The 21,492-nt window shown below is 59.5% G+C and carries 24 protein-coding genes; 16 read left to right on the forward strand and 8 right to left on the reverse strand.

What is annotated here, in order from left to right:
• Positions 1 to 448: 448 nt before the first annotated feature.
• Entirely contained in the window at positions 449 to 1,336 is an 888-nt protein-coding gene (gene rhtA, locus KI231_RS20220; RefSeq protein WP_213026153.1) for a threonine/homoserine exporter RhtA, read from the forward strand.
• A 169-nt stretch (positions 1,337 to 1,505) separates the two neighbouring features.
• Entirely contained in the window at positions 1,506 to 1,787 is a 282-nt protein-coding gene (locus KI231_RS20225) for a hypothetical protein (protein ID WP_103304826.1), read from the forward strand.
• A gap of 1 nt (position 1,788) precedes the next feature.
• Here the strand turns inward: KI231_RS20225 and KI231_RS20230 are convergent, their stop codons facing one another.
• Positions 1,789 to 2,352, reverse strand: a complete 564-nt coding sequence (locus KI231_RS20230; protein ID WP_103304825.1) for a TetR/AcrR family transcriptional regulator — start codon at positions 2,350 to 2,352, stop codon at positions 1,789 to 1,791.
• A 91-nt stretch (positions 2,353 to 2,443) separates the two neighbouring features.
• On the opposite strand from KI231_RS20230, the gene KI231_RS20235 reads away from it, so the two are divergent.
• Entirely contained in the window at positions 2,444 to 3,172 is a 729-nt protein-coding gene (locus KI231_RS20235) for an SDR family oxidoreductase (RefSeq protein ID WP_103304824.1), read from the forward strand.
• A gap of 37 nt (positions 3,173 to 3,209) precedes the next feature.
• Positions 3,210 to 3,806: a 2-hydroxychromene-2-carboxylate isomerase gene (locus KI231_RS20240; protein WP_213026154.1), complete on the forward strand. Its 597-nt coding sequence runs from the start codon at positions 3,210 to 3,212 to the stop codon at positions 3,804 to 3,806.
• Between the two features lie 48 nt (positions 3,807 to 3,854).
• On the opposite strand, the gene KI231_RS20245 is transcribed toward KI231_RS20240, so the two are convergent.
• From KI231_RS20245 to KI231_RS20260, 4 genes are all read right to left on the reverse strand, one after another.
• Positions 3,855 to 5,663, reverse strand: a complete 1,809-nt coding sequence (locus KI231_RS20245) for an aminopeptidase P family protein (protein WP_213026155.1) — start codon at positions 5,661 to 5,663, stop codon at positions 3,855 to 3,857.
• Positions 5,664 to 5,719: 56 nt separating this feature from the next.
• A complete protein-coding gene (locus tag KI231_RS20250) occupies positions 5,720 to 6,886 on the reverse strand; it encodes an aminotransferase class V-fold PLP-dependent enzyme (RefSeq protein WP_213026156.1) in 1,167 nt (388 codons plus the stop codon).
• 205 nt (positions 6,887 to 7,091) lie between these two features.
• Entirely contained in the window at positions 7,092 to 7,706 is a 615-nt protein-coding gene (locus KI231_RS20255; RefSeq protein WP_103304820.1) for a LysE family translocator, read from the reverse strand.
• Between the two features lie 100 nt (positions 7,707 to 7,806).
• Complete coding sequence (locus KI231_RS20260) at positions 7,807 to 8,064, reverse strand: hypothetical protein (RefSeq protein WP_213026157.1); 258 nt, start codon at positions 8,062 to 8,064, stop codon at positions 7,807 to 7,809.
• Between the two features lie 388 nt (positions 8,065 to 8,452).
• On the opposite strand from KI231_RS20260, the gene msuE reads away from it, so the two are divergent.
• The 4 genes from msuE (at position 8,453) to KI231_RS20280 (ending at position 12,631) form a co-directional block, all read left to right on the forward strand.
• Positions 8,453 to 9,016 (forward strand): FMN reductase, encoded by a 564-nt coding sequence (gene msuE, locus KI231_RS20265; protein ID WP_103304831.1) that lies wholly within the window; start codon positions 8,453 to 8,455, stop codon positions 9,014 to 9,016.
• 10 nt (positions 9,017 to 9,026) lie between these two features.
• Positions 9,027 to 10,172, forward strand: coding sequence for an FMNH2-dependent alkanesulfonate monooxygenase (gene ssuD / locus KI231_RS20270; protein WP_213026158.1), 1,146 nt, complete (start codon positions 9,027 to 9,029; stop codon positions 10,170 to 10,172).
• Positions 10,173 to 10,303: 131 nt separating this feature from the next.
• On the forward strand, positions 10,304 to 11,491 hold the full coding sequence (locus tag KI231_RS20275; RefSeq protein ID WP_213026159.1) for an acyl-CoA dehydrogenase family protein: 1,188 nt from the start codon (positions 10,304 to 10,306) through the stop codon (positions 11,489 to 11,491).
• 36 nt (positions 11,492 to 11,527) lie between these two features.
• A complete protein-coding gene (locus tag KI231_RS20280; RefSeq protein WP_213026160.1) occupies positions 11,528 to 12,631 on the forward strand; it encodes a sigma-54 interaction domain-containing protein in 1,104 nt (367 codons plus the stop codon).
• On the opposite strand, the gene KI231_RS20285 is transcribed toward KI231_RS20280, so the two are convergent.
• Entirely contained in the window at positions 12,628 to 12,993 is a 366-nt protein-coding gene (locus tag KI231_RS20285; protein ID WP_213026161.1) for an antibiotic biosynthesis monooxygenase, read from the reverse strand. The genes KI231_RS20280 and KI231_RS20285 overlap by 4 nt on opposite strands.
• 93 nt (positions 12,994 to 13,086) lie before the next feature.
• Here KI231_RS20285 and soxR point away from each other — a divergent pair, with 93 nt between their 5' ends.
• The 4 genes from soxR to KI231_RS20305 all read left to right on the forward strand — a co-directional run bounded on the left by soxR (position 13,087) and on the right by KI231_RS20305 (position 16,371).
• On the forward strand, positions 13,087 to 13,536 hold the full coding sequence (gene soxR, locus KI231_RS20290; RefSeq protein ID WP_213026162.1) for a redox-sensitive transcriptional activator SoxR: 450 nt from the start codon (positions 13,087 to 13,089) through the stop codon (positions 13,534 to 13,536).
• A gap of 292 nt (positions 13,537 to 13,828) precedes the next feature.
• Complete coding sequence (locus KI231_RS20295; protein ID WP_213026163.1) at positions 13,829 to 14,287, forward strand: VOC family protein; 459 nt, start codon at positions 13,829 to 13,831, stop codon at positions 14,285 to 14,287.
• A 233-nt stretch (positions 14,288 to 14,520) separates the two neighbouring features.
• A complete protein-coding gene (locus KI231_RS20300; RefSeq protein ID WP_213026164.1) occupies positions 14,521 to 15,396 on the forward strand; it encodes an alpha/beta hydrolase in 876 nt (291 codons plus the stop codon).
• Positions 15,397 to 15,420: 24 nt separating this feature from the next.
• Positions 15,421 to 16,371, forward strand: a complete 951-nt coding sequence (locus KI231_RS20305; RefSeq protein ID WP_213026165.1) for a LysR substrate-binding domain-containing protein — start codon at positions 15,421 to 15,423, stop codon at positions 16,369 to 16,371.
• Positions 16,372 to 16,490: 119 nt separating this feature from the next.
• Here KI231_RS20305 and leuD read toward each other — a convergent pair whose 3' ends face one another.
• Together leuD and leuC are read right to left on the reverse strand one after the other, a co-directional pair.
• Positions 16,491 to 17,105, reverse strand: coding sequence for a 3-isopropylmalate dehydratase small subunit (leuD, locus tag KI231_RS20310; RefSeq protein WP_213026166.1), 615 nt, complete (start codon positions 17,103 to 17,105; stop codon positions 16,491 to 16,493).
• A complete protein-coding gene (gene leuC / locus KI231_RS20315) occupies positions 17,102 to 18,520 on the reverse strand; it encodes a 3-isopropylmalate dehydratase large subunit (protein WP_213026167.1) in 1,419 nt (472 codons plus the stop codon). Before leuC ends, leuD begins: the two co-directional genes overlap by 4 nt.
• Before the next feature lie 322 nt (positions 18,521 to 18,842).
• On the opposite strand from leuC, the gene KI231_RS20320 reads away from it, so the two are divergent.
• The 4 genes from KI231_RS20320 to KI231_RS20335 are packed head-to-tail and all read left to right on the forward strand — an operon-like array spanning position 18,843 to position 21,491.
• Positions 18,843 to 20,042 (forward strand): PepSY-associated TM helix domain-containing protein, encoded by a 1,200-nt coding sequence (locus KI231_RS20320; RefSeq protein ID WP_213026168.1) that lies wholly within the window; start codon positions 18,843 to 18,845, stop codon positions 20,040 to 20,042.
• Complete coding sequence (locus KI231_RS20325; protein ID WP_103304807.1) at positions 20,039 to 20,581, forward strand: PA2404 family protein; 543 nt, start codon at positions 20,039 to 20,041, stop codon at positions 20,579 to 20,581. Before KI231_RS20320 ends, KI231_RS20325 begins: the two co-directional genes overlap by 4 nt.
• A complete protein-coding gene (locus tag KI231_RS20330) occupies positions 20,578 to 20,919 on the forward strand; it encodes a hypothetical protein (RefSeq protein ID WP_213026169.1) in 342 nt (113 codons plus the stop codon). The genes KI231_RS20325 and KI231_RS20330 overlap by 4 nt, the downstream gene beginning before the upstream one ends.
• The gene (locus tag KI231_RS20335; protein WP_213026170.1) at positions 20,916 to 21,491 is read left to right on the forward strand and encodes a DUF6162 family protein; all 576 of its coding nucleotides are present in this window, start codon (positions 20,916 to 20,918) and stop codon (positions 21,489 to 21,491) included. The genes KI231_RS20330 and KI231_RS20335 overlap by 4 nt, the downstream gene beginning before the upstream one ends.
• Position 21,492 lies beyond the last annotated feature (1 nt).

A 21,492-nucleotide genomic window follows, 5' to 3' on the forward strand; every position in this document is an offset into this window, starting at 1 on the left:
GTCAAGTGATTATTTTCAGAAGTTTTCGAAGAATTCTTCAACAACTTCAACCACTTGCGCTTCCGATCTCTCGTTAGCGGGAGGCGAATTCTACAGCGTTACTCGCTGTTGTCAACACCTCTTTTTCTCCGCTTTCGACCGAGAAGATCGAACCGTTAAAAGAGTCAAACATCACGACGCTTTCAACTCCTTCCAGGCTTCGATGAACTGAAGCGACCCACTCTCGAAAACCGTATAACTCATTGAATCTCAAGGAGTTTTCCGTTTCGACTGCGCCGGAAGTGGGGCGAATTATAGACCTCTGGAATCTGCCGTCAACCGTTAATTTCGCTTTTTATCAAAACGCCGGAAAAGCCTGCTTATATATAGACGCGCCAGCCCTGAATGCGCAGTATATTGCCCAACACCTAAAACAACACTCAGCTCTTATTTAGGACGATGCCCTGTAATGAATGACCAACCCCACTCCCTTGCCTCAATGTTGTTTCCGGTTGGCCTGCTATTAATAGCCATGGCATCGATCCAGTCCGGCGCATCGCTGGCCAAAAGCATGTTCCCGGTAGTTGGCGCTCAGGGAACAACCACCCTGCGCCTGATCTTCGCCAGTGTGATCATGTTGTTATTGCTGCGCCCTTGGCGAGCAAAGCTGACAGCCAAGTCATTGCGTACGGTGATCGTCTACGGCATGGCGCTAGGTGGAATGAACTTTCTCTTCTATATGTCATTGCGCACAGTGCCTTTGGGGATCGCCGTTGCCCTCGAATTCACCGGACCACTGGCCGTAGCCATCTATGCATCTCGTCGTGCAATCGACTTTCTATGGATCGGACTGGCTGCAACCGGACTGCTGCTATTGATACCGACGGGGGCAACAACCGCCGGAATCGATTTGGTCGGTGCCGGCTACGCTTTGGGGGCCGGTGCCTGCTGGGCGCTGTACATTCTGTTCGGGCAGAAGGCCGGTGCAGATAACGGAGTCACCACCGCAGCACTGGGCGTGATGATCGCGGCGTTGTTTGTCGCCCCCATAGGCATCGTCCATGCGGGTGCCGCGCTACTGACACCATCACTGATCCCGGTGGCAATTGGCGTCGCCATCCTCTCTACCGCCCTTCCCTATACCTTGGAAATGGTCGCGCTCACGCGTATTCCCGCGCGCACCTTCGGAACATTGATGAGCATTGAGCCCGCGTTCGGTGCGCTGTCAGGTCTGCTGTTTCTGCAGGAATACCTCACGCTGTCACAATGGATGGCGATCCTGTGCATCATTCTGGCTTCCGTCGGCGCCACCATGACCATGGGCAGTGCCGCCAAGCCCGCCATTGCGGCAGATTGAAACAGGATTTGACGAAGGTCTGGCAATTGGCGCTCATATAGGCCATGTTTAGGCCCGTAACCCAATGCCAGACATGGATTTTTTTCGGACAGGGATTTCACAACGCTTACAGCGCAGGCGAATACAGGCAGACCCGAGCGTCAGACTCGCGGCCGCTATAAGGACGGTAATGAAACGAATTTTGATACTGATCGCCGTACTCGCAATCGCGGGCTGTGCGGCGACCTCGAAAACCCAGGTAAAGCACGGCAAGAAAGGGCTGCACATCAACTGTTCGGGGCTCTCGTCCTCTTGGGACAAGTGCTATACGAGCGCAGCCAACTCCTGCGCTCCGAAAGGTTATAAGGTCATCGCCAAGTCGGGGGACTCCGTGGAGGAGCCTGGCGATTATCCATTCGGTCTCAATCCCGCCGGTTACACCAGCCGCAGCATGATCGTCATCTGTAAATAGATCACGGCAGACTGGCGATCTGGCGACCAATCTCGTCATGACTGGACTTCAGCACCGCTCGCTGAATGTCCGGCGTGGCCAGCATCCGCGCCACCACCAGAGCTCCAACGCACTGCGACAGAACCGACCACGCCAGGCTGTCGCTCTCCAGTATCCGCGCCCAACTCTCTTGAAGCCGACAGATCCACAGCTCGGCCTGCTCACGAACCTGAATTTCCGAACGGGCGATTTCCGCACCCAGCGCCGGCAGAGCACAGCCGGATTCAGGCTGTTCAACGTGAGCCATGCTCAAATAGTGTTTGAGACAGCGTTCCAGCCGTTCACGATCCTGTTCGCCCTGCCCGCCCAATCGCGCCAGGCTTTGCCCCAACTCTCGCTCGACGATCGCCGTGAACAGCGCATCTTTCGACGAAAAGTGACTGTAAAACGCCGCTCCGCTCAGACCAATGGCTTTCATCAAACCATCGACGCCGACCGTGGAAAACCCGTTTTGTTTGGCCGACAACGCGCTGCTCTGCAATAGTTTTTCACGGGTTTCCAGTTTGTGACTGGCGGAATAACGCATGTGTTGATCCTCGAATTGGCCGCCTTGACGTTACTCGGATCCTAGCATAACGTTCGTTCACTTAACGATCGTTTACTAAAGGGGTACACCCATGAATAACAAGAAGGTCGTATTGGTGGTTGGCGCAGGCGATGCGACGGGAGGAGCGATTGCCAAGCGTTTTGCCAAAGAAGGATTCGTCGCCTGCGTCACCCGGCGCAGCGTCGATAAATTGCAGCCACTGGTGGAGGCGATTCAGGCCGAGGGCGGCGAAGCCCACGGTTTTGCCTGCGATGCGCGTAAGGAAGAAGACGTCATTGCCTTGATCGAAGACATTGAAACCCGCCTCGGCCCGATTGAAGCGTTTGTCTTCAACATCGGCGCCAACGTGCCCTGCAGCATCCTAGAAGAAACCGCTCGCAAGTATTTCAAGATCTGGGAAATGGCTTGTTTCTCCGGCTTTCTCAACGCCCGTGAGGTGGCCAAACGCATGGTCACCCGCAAACGCGGCACGATACTTTTCACCGGGGCCACTGCCGGATTGCGTGGTGCGTCGGGTTTCGCTGCATTCGCCGGAGCCAAACACGGCATCCGCGCCTTGGCGCAAAGCATGGCGCGCGAGTTGGGACCAATGAACATTCATGTCGCCCATGTCGTGGTCGATGGTGCTATTGATACCGACTTCATCCGCACCAGTTTCCCTGAGAAGTACGCCACCAAGGATCAGGACGGCATCCTCAATCCCGAACACATCGCCGAAAACTATTGGTATCTGCACAGTCAGCCACGGGACGCATGGACATTCGAACTGGATCTGCGCCCCTGGAACGAACGCTGGTAAATCCACCGCCCATAACAATAAGTAGAGAGCAGCGATAATGACGAAAACCGTGGAGTTCTATTTCGACCTTGGCAGCCCTGCCACGTACCTGGCCTACACCCAGCTGCCGAAAATCTGCGCCGATACCGGCAGCGAGCTGATCTATATCCCGATGTTGCTCGGCGGCGTATTCAAGGCAACCGGCAACGCTTCTCCGGCAATGATTCCGGCCAAGGGTCGGTACATGTTTCAAGACCTGGATCGCTACGCAAAACGCTATGGCGTGCCCCTCAGGTTCAATCCGCACTTCCCGATCAATACGCTGATACTGATGCGTGCCGTCACCGGCATACAACTGCGCCAGCCGGAACGCTTTCAAGCGTTTATCGACTGCTTGTTCAGCGTATTGTGGGTAGAAAGCCGAAGCCTGGACGAACCGGCTACAGTCGCCGCTGTGTTGAGCGAACACGGCTTTGATCCCGATGAAGTCCTGGCGTTGACCAGCGACGAAACCGTCAAGGCTGCATTGAAAGACAATACCGAGACGGCCGTTAAACGTGGTGTTTTCGGTGCCCCAACCATGTTTATCGGCAATCAGATGTTCTTCGGCCAGGATCGTCTCGACTTCGTCGAGGAAGCGTTACGCCAATCCTGAATCGACAAAAAAATCAGGCGCTGATTTCAGCGCCTGAGTTGTAAACGATCAGATTGCAGCAGTACGCGTATTCAGCCATTCCAACGCTGCACCTTCGAGCAACGGGCTCAAGCGCTCGCGCACTTCAGCGTGGTATGCGTTGAACCACTGTTTCTCTTCCTGAGTCAGCAACGATGGCAGCAGGCAGCGTGTATCGATCGGACACAGGGTCAAGGTTTCGAATTTGAGGAACTCACCGAATTCGCTACTCCCCGCCACTTGATTCATCGCCAGGTTCTCGATGCGCACGCCCCAACGGCCCGGACGATAAGTGCCCGGCTCAATGGAGGTGATCATCCCCGGTTGCATCGCGGTTTGCGGTGCCGCCACTGCCTGGTAGGCAATCACCTGCGGGCCCTCGTGCACGTTGAGGAAATACCCCACGCCGTGACCGGTGCCGTGACCGTAATCGACGCTTTCGGCCCAGATCGGCGCGCGTGCGATAGCGTCGAGCAGCGGCGACAGAATGCCTTTGGGGAACTGTGCCCGTGACAGCGCAATCACCCCTTTCAACACGCGCGTGCAATCGCGCTTCTGCTCTTCGGTCGGTGTGCCGACTGGCACCATACGTGTGATATCAGTGGTGCCGCCCAGGTATTGACCACCGGAGTCGATCAGCAGCAGACCATCACCCTCGATCACCGCGTGCTCTTCTTCGGTGGCGTGATAGTGCGGCATCGCGCCATTGGCGTTGAATGCAGCGATGGTGTTGAAACTCAGCGAAACATAATCCGGGCGACGCTCACGGGCAGCGGTGAGTTTTTCGTCGATGGTCAGTTCGGTAATGCGTTCGCGGCCCCAGGCCGACTCCAGCCAGGCGAAAAACTCGCAGAGTGCCGCGCCGTCCTGTTCCATGGCTTTACGGATGTGCTGGGCGTCAGCTTCACTTTTTTGCGATTTGGCCAGCGTGGTCGGGTTCAAGCCTTCGACCAGTCTCACGCCGCTATCGAGGTTATCCAGCAGACCACTGGTTACGCGCGCGGGGTCCACCAGCAGGCTCGCGCCACTCGGTACGGCACGCAGAGCGTCGGACACTTCGCGGTAATCACGCAGCGTTACGCCGTCTTTCTCCAGCACTGCCCGCAAATCAGCATCAACCTTGCTCAACGCCACGAACAGCGTGGCTTGCTGTTGATTGATCAACGCGAACGAAACAAACACCGGGTTGAACGACACGTCACCGCCACGCAAATTGAACAACCACGCGATGTCGTCGAGGGTGGCGATGAAGTGCCAATCGGCGCCGCGCTCCTGCAACGTCTCGCGCAGTTTGGCGAGTTTCTCGCCACGACTGACAGTCGCTTGCGGCGGCAAATGCTGATAGATCGGCGCATTCGGCAGGCTTGGGCGATCGCTCCAGACTTCCTTGAGCAGATCGATATCGGTGCGCAGACGTGCGCCGCGTGCTTCGAGCTTGCTGCCCAACGTGCGGGCGGAAGCCACCGCCATCACCGCGCCATCGACTGCAACCACACCACCTTCCGGTGTTTGCTCAGCCAGCCAATCCAGCGGGCTCGGTTGACCCGGTTGCAGCTTGACCAGATCGATACCGCTGCCTTTGAGCTCCTTGGTCGCCTGTTCCCAATAACGACTGTCAGCCCAGACACCGGCGAAATCGTCAGTAACAATCAAAGTCCCGACCGAACCATGGAAACCCGAGAGCCACTGCCGACCTTGCCAGTAACCCGGCAGGTATTCCGACAGATGCGGGTCGGCGGACGGCACCAACAGCGCATGAATGCCTTCGCGGCGCATCAGTTCACGGGTGTGCGCCAGGCGCTGGGGAACCGATCCTTCGGTCAAAGTCTGGGTACTCATCATGTCTCCTGCCAATCACTTCATCGTTATTGTTCGTCACCGGAACAACCGGCGCGTTAAAGCCCTGTCGCCCAGAATGCCGGAGCACTGGCGCAGGCGGTCTTGATCAGTTGCGCGGCCTTGTCGATATCTTCGGCGGTGGTGAAACGGCCGAGGCTCAAGCGGATGGTACGCCCGGCCAGACGCGCATCATGCCCCAGGGCCAACAGCACATGCGACGGCGTGTTGCTCGCGGAATTGCACGCCGAAGTCGCGGAAAACGCCATCGAATGGCTCAAAGCCGCGCTGTTGAATTCGCCCTCGCTGAAGGTCAGGCTCAAGGTATGCGGAATGCGCTGGGTGGCACTGCCATTGAGGCGCATGCCCGGCAGGCTCAGCAGTTGTTCAAGCAAGCGTTCGCGCAACGCGACAATGGTTTTTTTCTCTTCATCGAATGCAGCGGCGGCCAAGGCAAATGCGGCGCCCATTGCGGCGATCTGGTGGGTCGCCAAGGTGCCCGAGCGCAAACCGCTCTCGTGTCCGCCGCCGTGAATCTGCGCTTGCACGCGCTGCTGCGCCCGGGGACCGACGTACAGCGCGCCGATCCCTTTGGGACCGTAGAGCTTGTGTGCTGAAAACGACATCAGGTCGACCGGCCACTGCGCCAGATCAATCGCCACCTTACCTGCGCCTTGCGCCGCGTCGACATGGAACAACGCCTCGCGACCACGGACGATTTCACCGATGGCCGGGATGTCGTTGACAGTGCCGAGTTCATTGTTGACCAGCATCAGCGACACCAGAAAAGTGTCGTCACGCATGGCTTCGCTGACCGCTTGCGGGGTGATCAAGCCATCAGCGTCCGGCACCAGGTAGGTCACGGCAATGCCGGCGTCCTGCAACTGGCGGGCGGTATCGAGGATGGCTTTGTGTTCGATCTGGCTGGTAATGATGTGGCCGCCGGGCACACCGCGCGCCTGGGCGACGCCTTTGAGGGCGAGGTTGTTGGACTCGGTGGCACCGGAGGTCCAGACGATCTGTTCGGCTTGCGCGCCGACCAGTTCGGCGACTTGCCGGCGGGCCTGCTCGACCGTTTGCCGGGCTTGCTGGCCGAACGCGTGGGAGCTGGAGGCCGGGTTGCCGAAATTACCGTGGAACCCCAGACATTCGATCATCACCTGGATGACCCGCTCGTCCACCGGGGTGGTGGCGGCGTAATCGAAATACAACGGACGTATGTTCATAAAAGACTCGCAGAGCGTGTTCCGGGATCAGGAGGCTCGTGTCTGCAAACGGCACTGCGCAGCCTTGTGAGCTGCGCGTCGGTTCGAGAGCGTCATCAATACCTGATCGGATGCCGTTAAAGAAGAACAACTTCATTTAAAAGTGCGTAGGAACGCTCCTGAAGCCGAGCTTAACAGGCATCGGGCCGGCGGTTGAAGCAATGCGTCAGCTAAAGCTTTCGAGAAGTAACGGGTATAACGAAATCACCAGTAACGCCGCCATGCCCCAATTGAACACGCGCAGCCAGCGCGGATCTTTCAACACATTGCGCAACAGCGTGCCGCACGCGGCCCAGACGCCAACGCTCGGCAAGTTGATGATGGCGAACACCGCGGCGATCACGACCACATTGGTGAAGTAGCCCTGCATCGGCGTATAGGTGCTGATAGCACCGATGGCCATGATCCACGCCTTGGGATTGACCCACTGGAACGCCGCAGCGCCAAGGTAACTGATCGGTTTGGCGTCGCCTTCGACGTTGTCACCGACAGGCCCCGAGTGCGCGATTTTCCACGCCAGATACAACAGGTACGCCGCGCCGACATAGCGCAGAACCGTGTAGAGAAGCGGGTAAGTCTGAAATACCGCACCCAGGCCAAAGCCTACGGCGACAACCAACACGAAGAAACCGCAGGTAATGCCGAGCATGTGCGGGATGGTTCGGTTGAAACCGAAATTAACCCCCGATGCGAGCAACATCGTGTTGTTCGGTCCCGGTGTAATCGAGGTGACAAGGGCAAACAGGGCAAAGCCCAGCAAAAGATCAAGCGAGAGCGTCATGGGTTCAATCCGTCAGGGTCATTCAGATGTTGACCCTATCCCACGCGGCCCGGCAAACCCACGGACAGTTGGGAAAAACTTCGAGCAGTACAGTTTTCTTCTAGCTTGGACGACCGTGCAGCTGTACCGCACGTTCTGCGCTCATTTCGGCTTGCTTGTCGAATTGCGACTGACCCAGCAATTGGGCTTTCTTCGCGTGGTATTCGTCGAAGGACAAACCGCTGCGGTTCAGCGCTTCCATCGCCAGTTCGCGGGATTCTTCTGCAGTGTAGGGGCGCAATTCCGGGGAAACATGGCTGGCGCAACCGGCGAGAACGGAGACAGCGAGCAAGAGGGAGACAGTCAATAAACGATTCATGGGAGCGTCCTGGCGAGCAATGTGGGGTCGATGGACAAAGGCTACGCCCGGGCACGCTCGCGCAAAAATCATCGCTCTCAATAGTGGCTATCAGAAAATCAGCATCACCGGCCTATATCTCCTAATGATCTATAAATATCGATTAACGTTCTTTTACGGAATATCAATCAACCTTTATAAATCCCTGCATGCATTCGCCACTGTTGCTCCAGCAACTGTTGCACTGGCAACAGTGGATCAACAATCCGGCCGCTAATTCACATAGCCGACCCCGACCGAAACGCTCAACGCCCCGTAAACCGGGCCCTCCAGGAATTGGTACAGCACTTGCTCAAGCCCAGTGACTTACTCACTGCTCGCTGAGCAACTGTTGAAAAAGGAACTGATCATGTCGCGTCCTCTGAAAGTCGTCGCCCTGTCCGGCGGCACCTGGCGTCCATCGCGCACGTTGGTGCTGACCCAAGCCCTACTGAGCGAATTGGCCGGGCACTTGCCGATCGAGAGCCATCTGATCGAACTCGGTGACATCGCCCGTCCGCTGGGTGGCGCCCTTTCGCGTCAGGAGTTGAGCGCGGAAGTCGAAGCCGAGCTGCAAGCCATCGAACAGGCCGACCTGCTGATCGTGGCCGCACCGGTTTATCGCGGTTCCTATCCGGGTCTGCTCAAGCATTTGTTCGACCTGATAGACCTCAATGCGCTGATCGATACACCGGTGTTGCTGGCGGCTACTGGCGGCAGTGAACGCCATGCGCTGGTACTCGATCACCAGCTTCGCCCGCTGTTCAGTTTCTTCCAGGCCGTGACGCTGCCGATCGGCGTGTACGCCACCGAGGCCGATTTCGCCGATTACCAGATCACCAGCGAGCCATTGAAAGCGCGGATCCGCTTGGCCGCCGAGCGTGCCGCGCCGTTATTCGCGACGCAAATCAAACCGTTGCTGAAGATCGCTTAAGGAGCTGTTCATGGATGTTTTCTGGTTCCTGCCGACCCACGGCGACGGCCACTATCTGGGTACCACTCAAGGTGCGCGCCCGGTCACGCTCAATTATTTGAAACAAGTCGCGCAAGCCGCGGACAGTCTCGGTTATCACGGTGTGCTGATTCCCACCGGACGCTCCTGCGAGGACTCGTGGGTGATCGCCTCGGCGCTGGTGCCGTTGACAGAACGCCTGCGTTATCTGGTGGCGATTCGCCCGGGGATCATTTCGCCGACGGTGTCGGCGCGCATGGCGGCGACGCTGGATCGACTGTCCAACGGCCGCTTGTTGATCAACGTGGTGACCGGCGGCGATCCGGACGAGAACCGAGGCGATGGCAGTTTCCTCAGCCACAGCGAACGCTACGAAGTCACCGACGAATTCCTCAGGATCTGGCGCCGGGTGTTGCAAGGCGAATCAGTGGATTTTGAAGGCAAGCATCTCAAAGTGCAGAACGCCAAGGCGTTGTACCCGCCGGTGCAGAAGCCTTATCCGCCGCTGTACTTCGGTGGTTCGTCCGACGCGGCACATGATCTCGCCGCTGAACAAGTCGACGTCTATCTGACATGGGGTGAACCGCCGGCTGCCGTCGCCGAGAAACTTGCCGATGTGCGTGAACGTGCGGCGCGTCATGGTCGCAAGGTCAAATTCGGCATTCGTCTGCATGTGATCGTCCGCGAGACCGCCGAAGAAGCGTGGAAGGCGGCGGACAAACTGATCGAACACATCAGTGATGAAACCATTGCGGCGGCGCAGAAATCCTTCTCCCGTTTCGACTCCGAAGGCCAGCGGCGCATGGCGGCATTGCACGATGGCCGTCGCGACAACCTGGAAATCGCACCCAACCTGTGGGCTGGCGTCGGCCTGGTGCGTGGCGGCGCCGGCACTGCACTGGTCGGCGATCCGCAGCAAGTCGCGGCGCGGATCAAGGAGTACGCGGACCTGGGCATCGAGAGCTTCATTTTCTCCGGCTATCCGCATCTGGAAGAGGCTTACCGGTTTGCCGAACTGGTGTTTCCGCTGTTGCCGGAGCCATACGCGAGCCTGGCCGGACGCGGCGTGACCAACCTCACCGGGCCGTTTGGCGAAATGATTGCCAACGATGTGTTGCCCGCCCAAGCCAAGGCCTGAAAACGCCCACTGTAGGAGTGAGCCTGCTCGCGAAAGCGGTGTGTCTGCGCCGGTGATGTCGACTGTGCTGACCTCATCGCGAGCAGGCTCACTCCTACAGATAATCGCGTCGATTTGATGAGGAACACCGCGTGACCGCCAAACCGCAAAGTACCTTGCTGTCCCCCTTGCAGACTGCCCGTCAACTGGCCGCTGAATTTGCCCTGACCGCCGTCGAACGCGACGAGCGCGGTGGCACCCCGAAAGCCCAGCGGGATGCCCTGCGTGACAGCGGCCTGCTGGCCCTGAGCATTCCGACCCGCTACGGCGGTCTCGGCGCGAGCTGGAGTGAAACCCTGCAGATCGTCCGCGAGTTCGCCAAAGTCGACAGTTCCATCGCCCACGTCTTCGGTTTTCATCACCTGATGCTCGCCACCGTGCGCCTGTTTTCTCGCACCGAGCAATGGCAACCATGGTTCGAACAGACCGCCCGCCAGAACTGGTTCTGGGGCAACGCCCTCAATCCGCTCGACACCCGCACGGTGGTCAAGGACTTCGGTGGCTGGCGTGAGTTTTCCGGCAAGAAAAGCTTCTGCTCCGGCGCCACCGACTCGCAGATGCTCATCGCCTCGGCAGTGGATGAAAGTGCTGGCGGCAAATTGCTCATCGCCGCGATCCCTACGGGCCGCAGTGGCATCACCTTACATGATGACTGGAACAACATCGGCCAGCGCCAGACCGACAGCGGCAGCGCCACCTTCGAACGGGTGCGGGTCGAGGAATCGGAACTGCTGCTCGATCCCGGCCCGCTGAGCACACCGTTCGCCTGCTTGCGCCCGTTGATCGCGCAACTGACCTTCACGCATATGTTTCTCGGGATTGCCGAAGGGGCTTTTGAAGAAGCGCGGAATTACACCCTGAACGAAACCCGCCTCTGGCACAAATCCGCCGCGCGCGATGTGCGTGAAGATCCTTACGTGCTCGCGCATTACGGCGAGTTCTGGGTTGCACTGGAAGGCATTCGCCTGCTGGTCGAGCGCGCAGCAGCGCTGCTTGATCAGGCGTGGGCCAAAGGTCCGAACCTCAGCGCCGAAGAACGCGGACATCTGGCCACGGCGATTGCCACCGCCAAAGTCGCCGCCAGCCGTCAGGGCCTCGACATTTGCAGCCGCTTGTTTGAAGTCACCGGCGCACGGGCGACTCACGCCTCGCTGCGCCTGGATCGACACTGGCGCAACCTGCGCACGCAAACCCTGCACGACCCGCTGGATTACAAACTCCATGAGCTGGGCGACTGGGCGCTGAATCAGGCGCTGCCGGTACCGACCTTCTATTCCTGACCTGCCTGCATTTGAACTAAAAAGAAGGACGAGCCCATGCAACTGCTGACTCTACCGCCCTCACCCGCCCTGGCCACGTCGATCCGCGCCACCGCGCAGGTGTTCGAAGACCCGAAGTCCCAGGCCCTGCTCGCGCATTTGCAACAGGTCGCGCCGAGCGAAGCCAGCGTGCTGATCATCGGTGAGACCGGCACCGGCAAAGAGCTGGTAGCGCGGCACATTCATAACCTGAGCAACCGCCGTCATCGGCCATTCATCGCGGTCAATTGCGGCGCGTTTTCCGAGTCACTGGTGGAGGCTGAACTGTTCGGCCACGAAAAAGGCGCCTTCACCGGCGCGCTGAGTGCCAAAGCCGGGTGGTTCGAGGAAGCGGATGGCGGCACGCTGTTCCTCGATGAAATCGGCGATTTGCCGATGGCGATTCAGGTGAAGTTGTTGCGGGTACTGCAGGAGCGCGAAGTGGTGCGGCTAGGGTCGCGCAAAAGCATCCCCATTGATGTGCGAGTGCTGGCGGCGACCAACGTGCAGCTGGAGAAAGCGATCAACGCCGGGAATTTTCGCGAGGATCTCTATTACCGACTCAACGTGGTCAATCTGGAATTGAACCCATTGCGCGATCGGCCCGGCGATATCCTGCCGCTGACCCGGCATTTCATCGAGGCCTACAGTCAGCGTCTGGGTTACGGCCGGGTCAGCATCAGCCCCGGCGCGGAAAACAAGCTGCGCAGCTACAGCTGGCCGGGCAATATTCGCGAACTGGAAAACGTCATCCATCACACGCTGCTGATCTGCCGCAACGGCGTGATAGAACGCGATGATTTGCGCCTGTCGAACCTGCGCATCGAACGCCCGGACGATCACCACGCCAGCGCCGACGACTCACCGGAAGCGTTGCTGGAACAAGCCTTCCAGAAACTCTTCGCCCAACAGGCCGGTGCGCTGCACGAAAAAGTCGAGGACGCGCTGCTACGCGCCGCCTATCGCTTCTGCCATTACAACCAAGTGCACACCGCAGCGTTGCTCGGTCTGAGCCGCAATGTCACCCGCACGCGGTTGATCAGGATCGGCGAACTGGCGGTGAACAAGCGGCGTATGACGGAAAACCTGCAAGGTGAGCGGCTGATCCAGTTGTCGATCTAACCGACCAGGGTGCAGTGCAATGCATCGTCGTGACTACGGGCGATGCTGCTCAGCACCTGGAACGAGTTGAAGGTGACGGTTTTCGCCTGATGGGCGCGGATCAACTGCCAGAAATCCTGCTCGCCGCTTTCGAAACTGCGAAACGCGGCCTCCCCGGCCTCGCGCGTCTGCCACTGCAAAAAACTCAAGACCCGCCGGCCATCGTCGCTGGCTTGCACGCTTGCACTGACAAAACCGTCGTAGCGCTGGGCCAGGCGTTCAGTCTGTACCGACAACGCCGAGACCAGCGCCCATTGCTGGCGTGGCTCGATTTCGAATTCGATCAATTGGGTAAAGCTGCGGTTCTTCGCTGATGCTTGCATGAAAAGTCCCCACTCATCGTAAGACGAGTCTTGCGACTCGAAGGCCTGCAGGGTAAAACCTCTAGTTAAGTCAAGGTCAAGAGCTTTTTCAGCATGATCAGCAAGGAAAACGTGCACAAGCCACTCACCGTTGGCGAGGTCGCGGCGCGCAGCGGTGTCGCGGTCACGGCCCTGCACTTTTATGAGTCCAAGGGTTTGATCAAGAGCCAGCGCAATGCCGGCAATCAGCGCCGTTATGCGCGAGCCGTGCTGCGCCGGGTGGCGCTGATCAAGGTCGCACAACGTTTAGGGATTCCGCTGGCGGAGATTGGCGAGGCACTGAAAATCCTCCCGGACGACCGCGCACCGACGGCGGCGGACTGGAAGAAGCTCTCGGAGCAATGGCGGCGAGAACTGGATGCACGGATCAATCAACTGACGTTGCTGCGTGACCGGCTCAATGGCTGCATCGGTTGTGGTTGTCTGTCGATGGAGGCATGCCCGCTGCGCAATCAGGGCGATGTGCTGGGCGAACAAGGGCCGGGAGCGCACTTTCCAACCTGAGTGAAATCTTCTGGGTAAATGTAAAACTTGTGGTGAGGGGATTTATCCCCGATGGGTTGCGAAGCAGCCCCTAAGCCTCCCAGCGCGGTAATCCTGAAAGAATGAATCGGCAGGTTCTAGGGCTGCTTCGCAACCCATCGGGGATAAATCCCCTCGCCACAGTTATATAACTGTTCAAAGTGAAGTGACTGCTCGTCGGGCGAAATTCCTGGCCGTGAAGACAGTTCTATAGTGATTCTTCCGCCGATGCGGTGAAGCCGCATTTCGTAAAACAACAATCAGGGAGAACGTCATGAGCGTAAAACCCATCCCCGAGGGGTATCACAGCATTACCCCGTATCTCGGCATCGAAAAAGCCGCCGAGGCCATCGACTTTTATAGGAAAGCCTTTGGCGCTAACGAAGTCATGCGCCTGGACATGCCTGATGGCCGCGTCGGCCACGCGGAACTGCGCATCGGTGACAGCGCGATCATGCTCGGTACGCCGTGCGATCAAGGCCCCTTGAGCGGGCCGGACACAGCGATTTCGGTCGGTTTGCATCTGTATGTGACGGATGTCGACAAATCATTTCAACGGGCACTGGATGCCGGGGCGACGACGGTGTCCGAGGTCAAGGATCAGTTTTACGGTGATCGCAGCGGGACATTGAAAGATCCGTACGGGCATCTGTGGTTTCTCGCCTCGCGCAAGGAAGATTTGACCGAGGAGCAAATCAAGCAGCGGGCGATGGAGATGTTCCAGCAGAGTTGAGATTTGCTGTGTGATCAATGGCCTCTTCGCGGGCAAGCCCGCTCCCACAGGATTTTGCGGGGTGACATAGATAGTGGTCACACTAAAGCTCCCTGTGGGAGCGGGCTTGCCCGCGAATGGGCCATCACTGACAACACACTTCATGAACCGCCACACCACATTTAGCCCCTTGCCCCGAACCCCGGACAATTTCAGGATGCATCCCACAAGCACCCTGAAAAAGGATCAGCCCGATGTTTGCCGGATTTCTCAAAGACCAGCGCCACGTCAACGGCGTCGACATTGCCTACCGACTCGGCGGTAGCGGGCCGGGGCTGTTGCTGCTGCACGGCCATCCGCAGACCCATGTGATCTGGCACAAAATCGCCGAACAACTGGCCGAACACTTCACCGTGGTCGCTGCGGATCTGCGCGGTTACGGCGACAGCAGTCGGCCCGCCGCCGATGCGCTGCACCGCAATTATTCAAAACGCGAAATGGCCCGGGACAACGTCGAACTGATGAAGGCGCTGGGTTTCGAGCAGTTTTCGATCCTCGCCCACGACCGTGGCGCTCGGGTCGCCCACCGTCTGGCCCTCGACCACCCCGCCGCCGTGCAACGCATGATGCTGCTGGACATCGCCCCGACCCTGGCGATGTACGCACAAACCAACGAAGCCTTCGCCCGGGCCTACTGGCACTGGTTTTTCCTGATCCGCCCGGCGCCGCTTCCGGAAACCTTGATCGAGGCCGATCCCGAATCGTACCTGCGCAGCGTGATGGGCAGTCGCAGCGCCGGGCTCAAGCCGTTCACTGAACAGGCGTTCGGTGAATACCTGCGTTGCTTGCAGCTACCCGGCAGCGCTCGGGGGATCTGCGAAGATTACCGCGCCAGCGCCGGCATCGATCTGGAGCATGATCGCGCCAACATTGCCGCAAGCCAGCATTTGAATCTGCCGCTGCGGGTGCTATGGGGCGCTGACGGTGTCGTCGGACGCTGCTTCGATCCGCTCGGGGAATGGCAGCAAGTGGCGACGAACGTGACAGGCCAGGCGCTGCCCGCCGGCCACTACCTCGCCGAAGAAGCCCCGCAGTTACTGCTCGCGCAAGCGCTGGATTTTCTGCGCTGAACGGCGCCCGCCAATGCCGGTGCTATGCTGGCGGCTTCTGCCGCCAGTGCTCGTTTTGACATGACCCAGAAGAAAGACGCCGTGCCCCTGCCCGAAGACCTGCGCGTGCTGCTCACCGTGATCCGCAAGAACGGCTTCGCCGCCGCGGCCGATGAGTTGGGGCTGTCTCCGGCCTACGTCAGCAAGCGCATCCAGATTCTCGAAAGCACCCTCGGCACGCGCCTGCTGCATCGCACCAGTCGCCGCGTCTCGCTGTCCGAAGACGGCGAACGCGTGCAGCGCTGGGCGTTGCGCATTCTCGATGATTTCCAGCAACTGCACGACGAACTTGCCGACGCCCACGACAGCCCGCGTGGGCGTCTGCACATCTGTAGCAGTTTCGGTTTTGGCCGCAATCACGTGGCGCCTGCCGTTTCATTGCTTGCCGAACGTTATCCGGCGCTGGAGATTCGCCTGGACCTGTTTGATCGGGTGGTGGACATCATCCATGAAGGGTTCGATCTGGAAATCCGTGTGGGCGACGATATTCCTGGCCAGCACATCGGCCGGCGTCTGGTCAGCAACCGGCGAGTGCTGTGTGCGGCACCGAGCTATCTGCAGCGACGCGGCACACCGCAGACGCTCGATGAGTTGCAGCAACACGATTGCCTGGTGATCAAGGAACGCGACAACGCGTTCGGCATCTGGAATCTGGATCGCGACGGCACGCAGGAAAGCGTGCGGGTCAGCGGGCCTTTATCGTCGAACAACGGCGAGATTGTCATGCAATGGGCGCTCGATGGGCGTGGGATCTTGCTGCGCTCGTTGTGGGATGTGAAGCCGCTGCTGGATGACGGACGTCTGGTTCAAGTGCTCGAGGATTACCGTCAAAGTGCCAACGTCTGGGCGGTGTACCCGACGCGACTGGCGCATTCGGGGAAATTGCGTGCGTGTGTGGAGTTTTTGCAGGCGCATTTCCGGGATCTGTCCCTGTAGCCCAACCACCATAAAACCCTGTGGGAGCTGGCTTGCCAGCGATGGCGTCGGTTCAGCCAATACAAATGCAAGATGTGCCGGCCTCATCGCTGGCAAGCCAGCTCCCACAAGTTACGCTTTCAATTCAGCCAGGGATTGGCGGCCAGATGCTCGCGTTCAAAAGCCTTGATTTGCTCGCGGCGCTGCAAGGTGCTGCCGATGGCATCCAGCCCCAGCAACAACGCCGTCTTGCGCAGCGTATCAATCTGAAAGTCGATCACCGAGCCACCGGCCAGACCGATCTGCTGTGCCTCCAGGTCGATACTGATACGCGCTCGGTCAGGCTGACTGACCAGTTGTGCGATCTGCTGGACCTGCGCCTCTTCCAGGGTAATCAACAACACCCCGTTACGTTGGCAGTTGTCATAAAAAATCCCGGCAAAACTGCTGCCGATCAACGCGCGAATGCCCATCTGCTGCAAGCCCCACACCGCATGTTCACGGCTGGAGCCGCAACCGAAATTCGCCCCGACCAGCAGAAAACTCGCGCCCTGCCACGCCGGCTGGTTCAACACGAACGCAGGATTGGGCGTGCCATCGGCGAGAAAACGCAAATCGAAAAACACGCCACGATCCAGCCCCTGACGATCGATGCCCTTGAGAAACTGCTTGGGCATGATCACGTCAGTGTCGACGTTGGCCGCCAGCAGCGCTGCGGCCTGGCCGCTGACCTGAGTGAAGGGTTGCAGGCTCATGGGCGTTCTCCAAAGTGGCGGATGTCGGTGAGTCGGCCGCTGATCGCAGCGGCGGCGACCATCGCCGGGCTCATCAGATGGGTGCGCGCGCCGGCGCCCTGACGGCCCTCGAAATTGCGATTGGTGCTTGAAGCACAGCGGTCGCCGGGGGCCAGGACGTCGTCGTTCATCGCCAGGCACATCGAGCAACCGGACTGACGCCATTCGAAACCGGCGTCGATAAAGATCTGCGCCAACCCTTCGGCCTCAGCCTGAGCGCGGACTTCGCTGGAGCCCGGCACGATCATCGCCCGCACATGCGCGGCCACCTGTTGCCCGCGCACGACGCTGGCGGCGTCACGCAAATCTTCGATCCGGGCATTGGTGCATGAGCCGATAAAGGCATGGCTGATGACGATATCGCCTAGCGCCATACCCGCTTCAAGACCCATGTAATTGAGCGCGCGACGCATGTCCTGGCGCAGGATCGGGTCGTCGATGTCTTGTGGGTCCGGTACTCGCGCACCGATGGCGGCGGCCTGATCCGGGCTGGTGCCCCAGGTGACCATCGGTTCCAGCAGACCCGCATCAAGATGAATTTCCCGGTCAAACCGCGCACCCGGATCACTGCGCAATTCACGCCACGTTGCCACTCCGCGTTCCCACAGTTCACCTTCAGGCGCACGCGGTTTGCCTTTGAGATAGGCGAATACTTTTTCGTCCGGCGCCATGAACGCACCGCGTGCACCGGCCTCGACCGCCATGTTGCAGATGGTCATGCGCGCTTCGACACTCAGGGCAGCAATGGTCGAACCGCAGAACTCGATGGCGTAGCCGGTAGCCCCGGACGCGCCGATCCGGGCGATCAGCGCCATGATCACATCCTTGGAGGTCAGACCCGGCGCCAGTTGGCCATCGACTGTCACGCGCAGGCTTTTCAGGCGTTTGTAAACCAGCGTCTGCGAGGCCAGCAGATGCTCGATTTCCGAGGTACCAATGCCGAAACCGAAAGCGCCGAGGGCGCCATAGGTGGTGGTGTGGCTGTCGCCGGCGGCGATCACCATGCCCGGCAGAATAAAACCCTGCTCGGGGGCGATCACATGTTCGATGCCCTGGCGCTTGTCGAGAATGTCGAGCAATTCGATACCGAAGTCCCGACAGTTTTCCGCCAGATATGACACTTGCCGGGCGCCACCCGCGTCGGGCATCGCCGCGACCCGCTGCGGTGCGGTCGGGTTGACGTGGTCGACCACCGCCAGCGCCGTCCCCGGGCGCCATACCTCGCGCCCGGCATCACGCAAACCGCTGAAGGCCTGCGGACTGGTGTATTCGTTGATCACCTGACGATCTATGTACAACAGGACGTGGCCCTGATCGTCGAGGCGACACACCGTGTGCGAATCGATGTGTTTGTCGTAAAGGGTTCTGGGGGTCATGAACAGCACTCACGCAGGGAATCCGGGTGAGCTCCATCATAGGCAGCGGCGAGTTGCCATCAATCGGCAGACAGTGATCGCGTCGTACATGAATCGTGTTTGATCTGCCGGGCCCCGAGGTCCCGTCCCCTGCGGTAATTGTGCTGACCAAGCGAATTGCGAAACATTTGCTTTCATATCGCTTTTCGGGATTTACCACGCTCATTCGTCCTATAGAGATGCAGGCCGTTCGCGTAGGCAAAAGCCACGAGCGCCTTTCGGGGATTCCCGTGCTGCGAAGCCCGTAGCCCGCTCCCTTCCACCGAAAACAAGACGCGCAATCATGTCGAAGAAATCCCGTTCAAAACTATGGTTCCTGGTGCATAGCTGGCTGGCGTTGCCGATCTGGTTTTTTGTCCTGATCGTCTGCGTGACCGGGACACTGGCGGTGGTCAGCCAGGAAATCGTCTGGCTGGCGAACCCGCAAATGCGCGCCAGCCAGCCGTCGGATGACGCCCCGCTGCTCAGTTACGATCAGGTGCTGGCGGCGATCAAAAAAGCCGAGCCACAGACAATCGTCGAAAGCATCAGTCGTCCGGACGAGTCGCACTTTGCCCTCGATGTCGAAGTCAGCTACCCCGACGGGCGCTCGCTGACGGTCTACGTCAACCCGTACACCGGCGTCATCCAGGGCACCGCGCCCACCTTCGACTTCAAGGCGTTCACCCGCGCCCTGCACGGCTGGTGGCTGGTGCCGTTCACCAACGGCTACAGCTGGGGCTGGTACCTGGTGTCGTTTCTCGGCGTGCCGATGCTGGTGTCATTGATTACCGGCCTGGTGGTCTACAAACGCTTCTGGAAAGGCTTTCTGCGCCCGACCCTGCGAGTGCGCCACGGCGCACGGATTTTCTGGGGTGACTTCCATCGACTGTCCGGTATCTGGTCAATCTGGTTCATTGCGGTGATCTCCATCACCGGCATCTGGTTCCTGATTCGGGCGTTCCTGTTCGACAACCAGATTTCAATCTCGAGTGAACCGATCATTCCGGCCATGTCCCGTGAAAGCGTGCCGATTTCCGCAGCCGGCACGCCGCCCCCGCGCATCAGCCTGGATCGCGCCGTCGAAATCGCTCAGCAGGAGATTCCGGGACTGGAAGCCAGTTTCGTCAGCCTGCCGGGTAACGCTTACAGCCACATGAGTGTCGGTGGTCGCGGCTGGTATCCGTTGATGTTCCAGACCGCGACACTCAATCCGTACAACGGTGATATGGCCGCTTCACGTTTGCTCTCCGATCGCTCCTCGCTGGAGTTCGTCACGGAATCCATGCGCCCGCTGCACACCGGTGACTTCGGCGGTATCTGGATCAAGCTGATCTGGTTTTTCTTCGGCCTGCTGCTGAGCATGATGGTGCTCAGCGGCTTGCTGATCTGGACCAAACGCACTGCCCTCGCTACCGCGAACGCGCTCAAACGCGAAGACAAGAAAAACCGCACCAAGGCACAAGCGGTCATGAACCGTGAACCTTCGGAGGCCACCCAATGAGCAAATCCAAAACGACTGCGGCGCCCTCGCCACTGGCGCGTTTCTGGCGCAAATGGCGGTTTCATATCAACATCCTGTTGCTGTTGATCCCGCTGGGCTTCATGCCCAAATACTTCGCCGACGCTTCGTTGTTTCGCGGCGATAGCGGCCTGGGACAACATGAAATCGGCAATATCCAGGTCGGGCCATGGAGTCTGCGCCTGGCCGAACTGCGTGACCAGGCCCCCATCCTCACGGGCCCGGCCGGCTACATGAAAGACTTCAGCGCAGCCCTGTGCGATACCTGTGTCGAACAGGTCAAAGCCACCTACCTGCGCATCGGCAAGCCGCGCAGCCTGCGCGCAGCCGGAACCATCTTCTTTGGCACGCCCTACCGCATGGGCACACAAATGCCGATCCCGGAAAAGACCAAAACCGACGCCGAACTGTGGATCACCATGGAAGGCTGGGACGGCAGCATGCATCAGGCCTCGATTCCCCTGAGCCAGGCCTCCCCCGCCACTGTCGCCTGGCTGAATAAACAAGGAGCCAAACCATGAGCCCTGCCAAACATCCTTCCCGCCTGCGGCTGGGCGCCGCGCTGCTGGTCCTGTGCGCCGGTTTCAGTACCAGCGCCCTGGCGCATAACCCGATGTGCGAATGCAAAGCCATCGACGCCGAGCAGATCAAATGCACCGGTGGTTTTTCCGACGGCAGCGGCGCGCCGGGGGTGACCCTTGACGTGATCGGCTACGACGAAACCATTCTGGTGCCGGGCAAGCTCGGTAGTGATTCGACGCTGACCTTCAAGAAACCCGGCGCCGAGTTCTACGTGCTGTTCGACGCCGGCCCCGGCCACGTCGTCGAAATCGACCAAGCGGATATCGAAGCCCCATGACCACGCCCACCACACAAATCGTGCGCCCGGCCGGTGCCGGTCATGAAACCCTCAACGTTCTGCTGCTGTGCCTGCTGATCCTCGCGCTGGCCGGTTCCGTGGTGGCGTGGCGCGGGGTGTCCCATGACCCGGAACCGGTCGCGAGCGATCAACTCGATGCTCGCCGCGACCTGAGTGCCGCCGAGCAAGGCATTTATGCCGACCTGCGCGTGACCCTGGACGAAATTCGCTTGCTGCGTGAAGAGCAGAAAACCCTGCCGACGCCACAAAACCTCGCGGATGAAGGCTTTGCGCCGTTTGCGCAGGACGCGAGTTCCGTCAGCCGTGGCGGTCATGCCTGGCAAATGCAGGCAGACACCGCCTACTTCGGCCACAGCCAGACGCCTGCCGTTGCCGGTTCGTTTCTGATGCGCATCGACAGCGACGACAAGGCTGCGCCGGATATCTGGCTCAACCGTGACGCCGCTCTCACGACGCCGCAGGATCTGACCGACGCTGCGCTGTCTGCCGCTGGCTGGAAACAGATCGTCACGCAATACGATGCCGGGGTTACCCGCGAACATCGCCATTGAT

It is taken from the genome of Pseudomonas sp. Seg1 (assembly GCF_018326005.1).
Taxonomy (GTDB): Bacteria; Pseudomonadota; Gammaproteobacteria; order Pseudomonadales; family Pseudomonadaceae; genus Aquipseudomonas.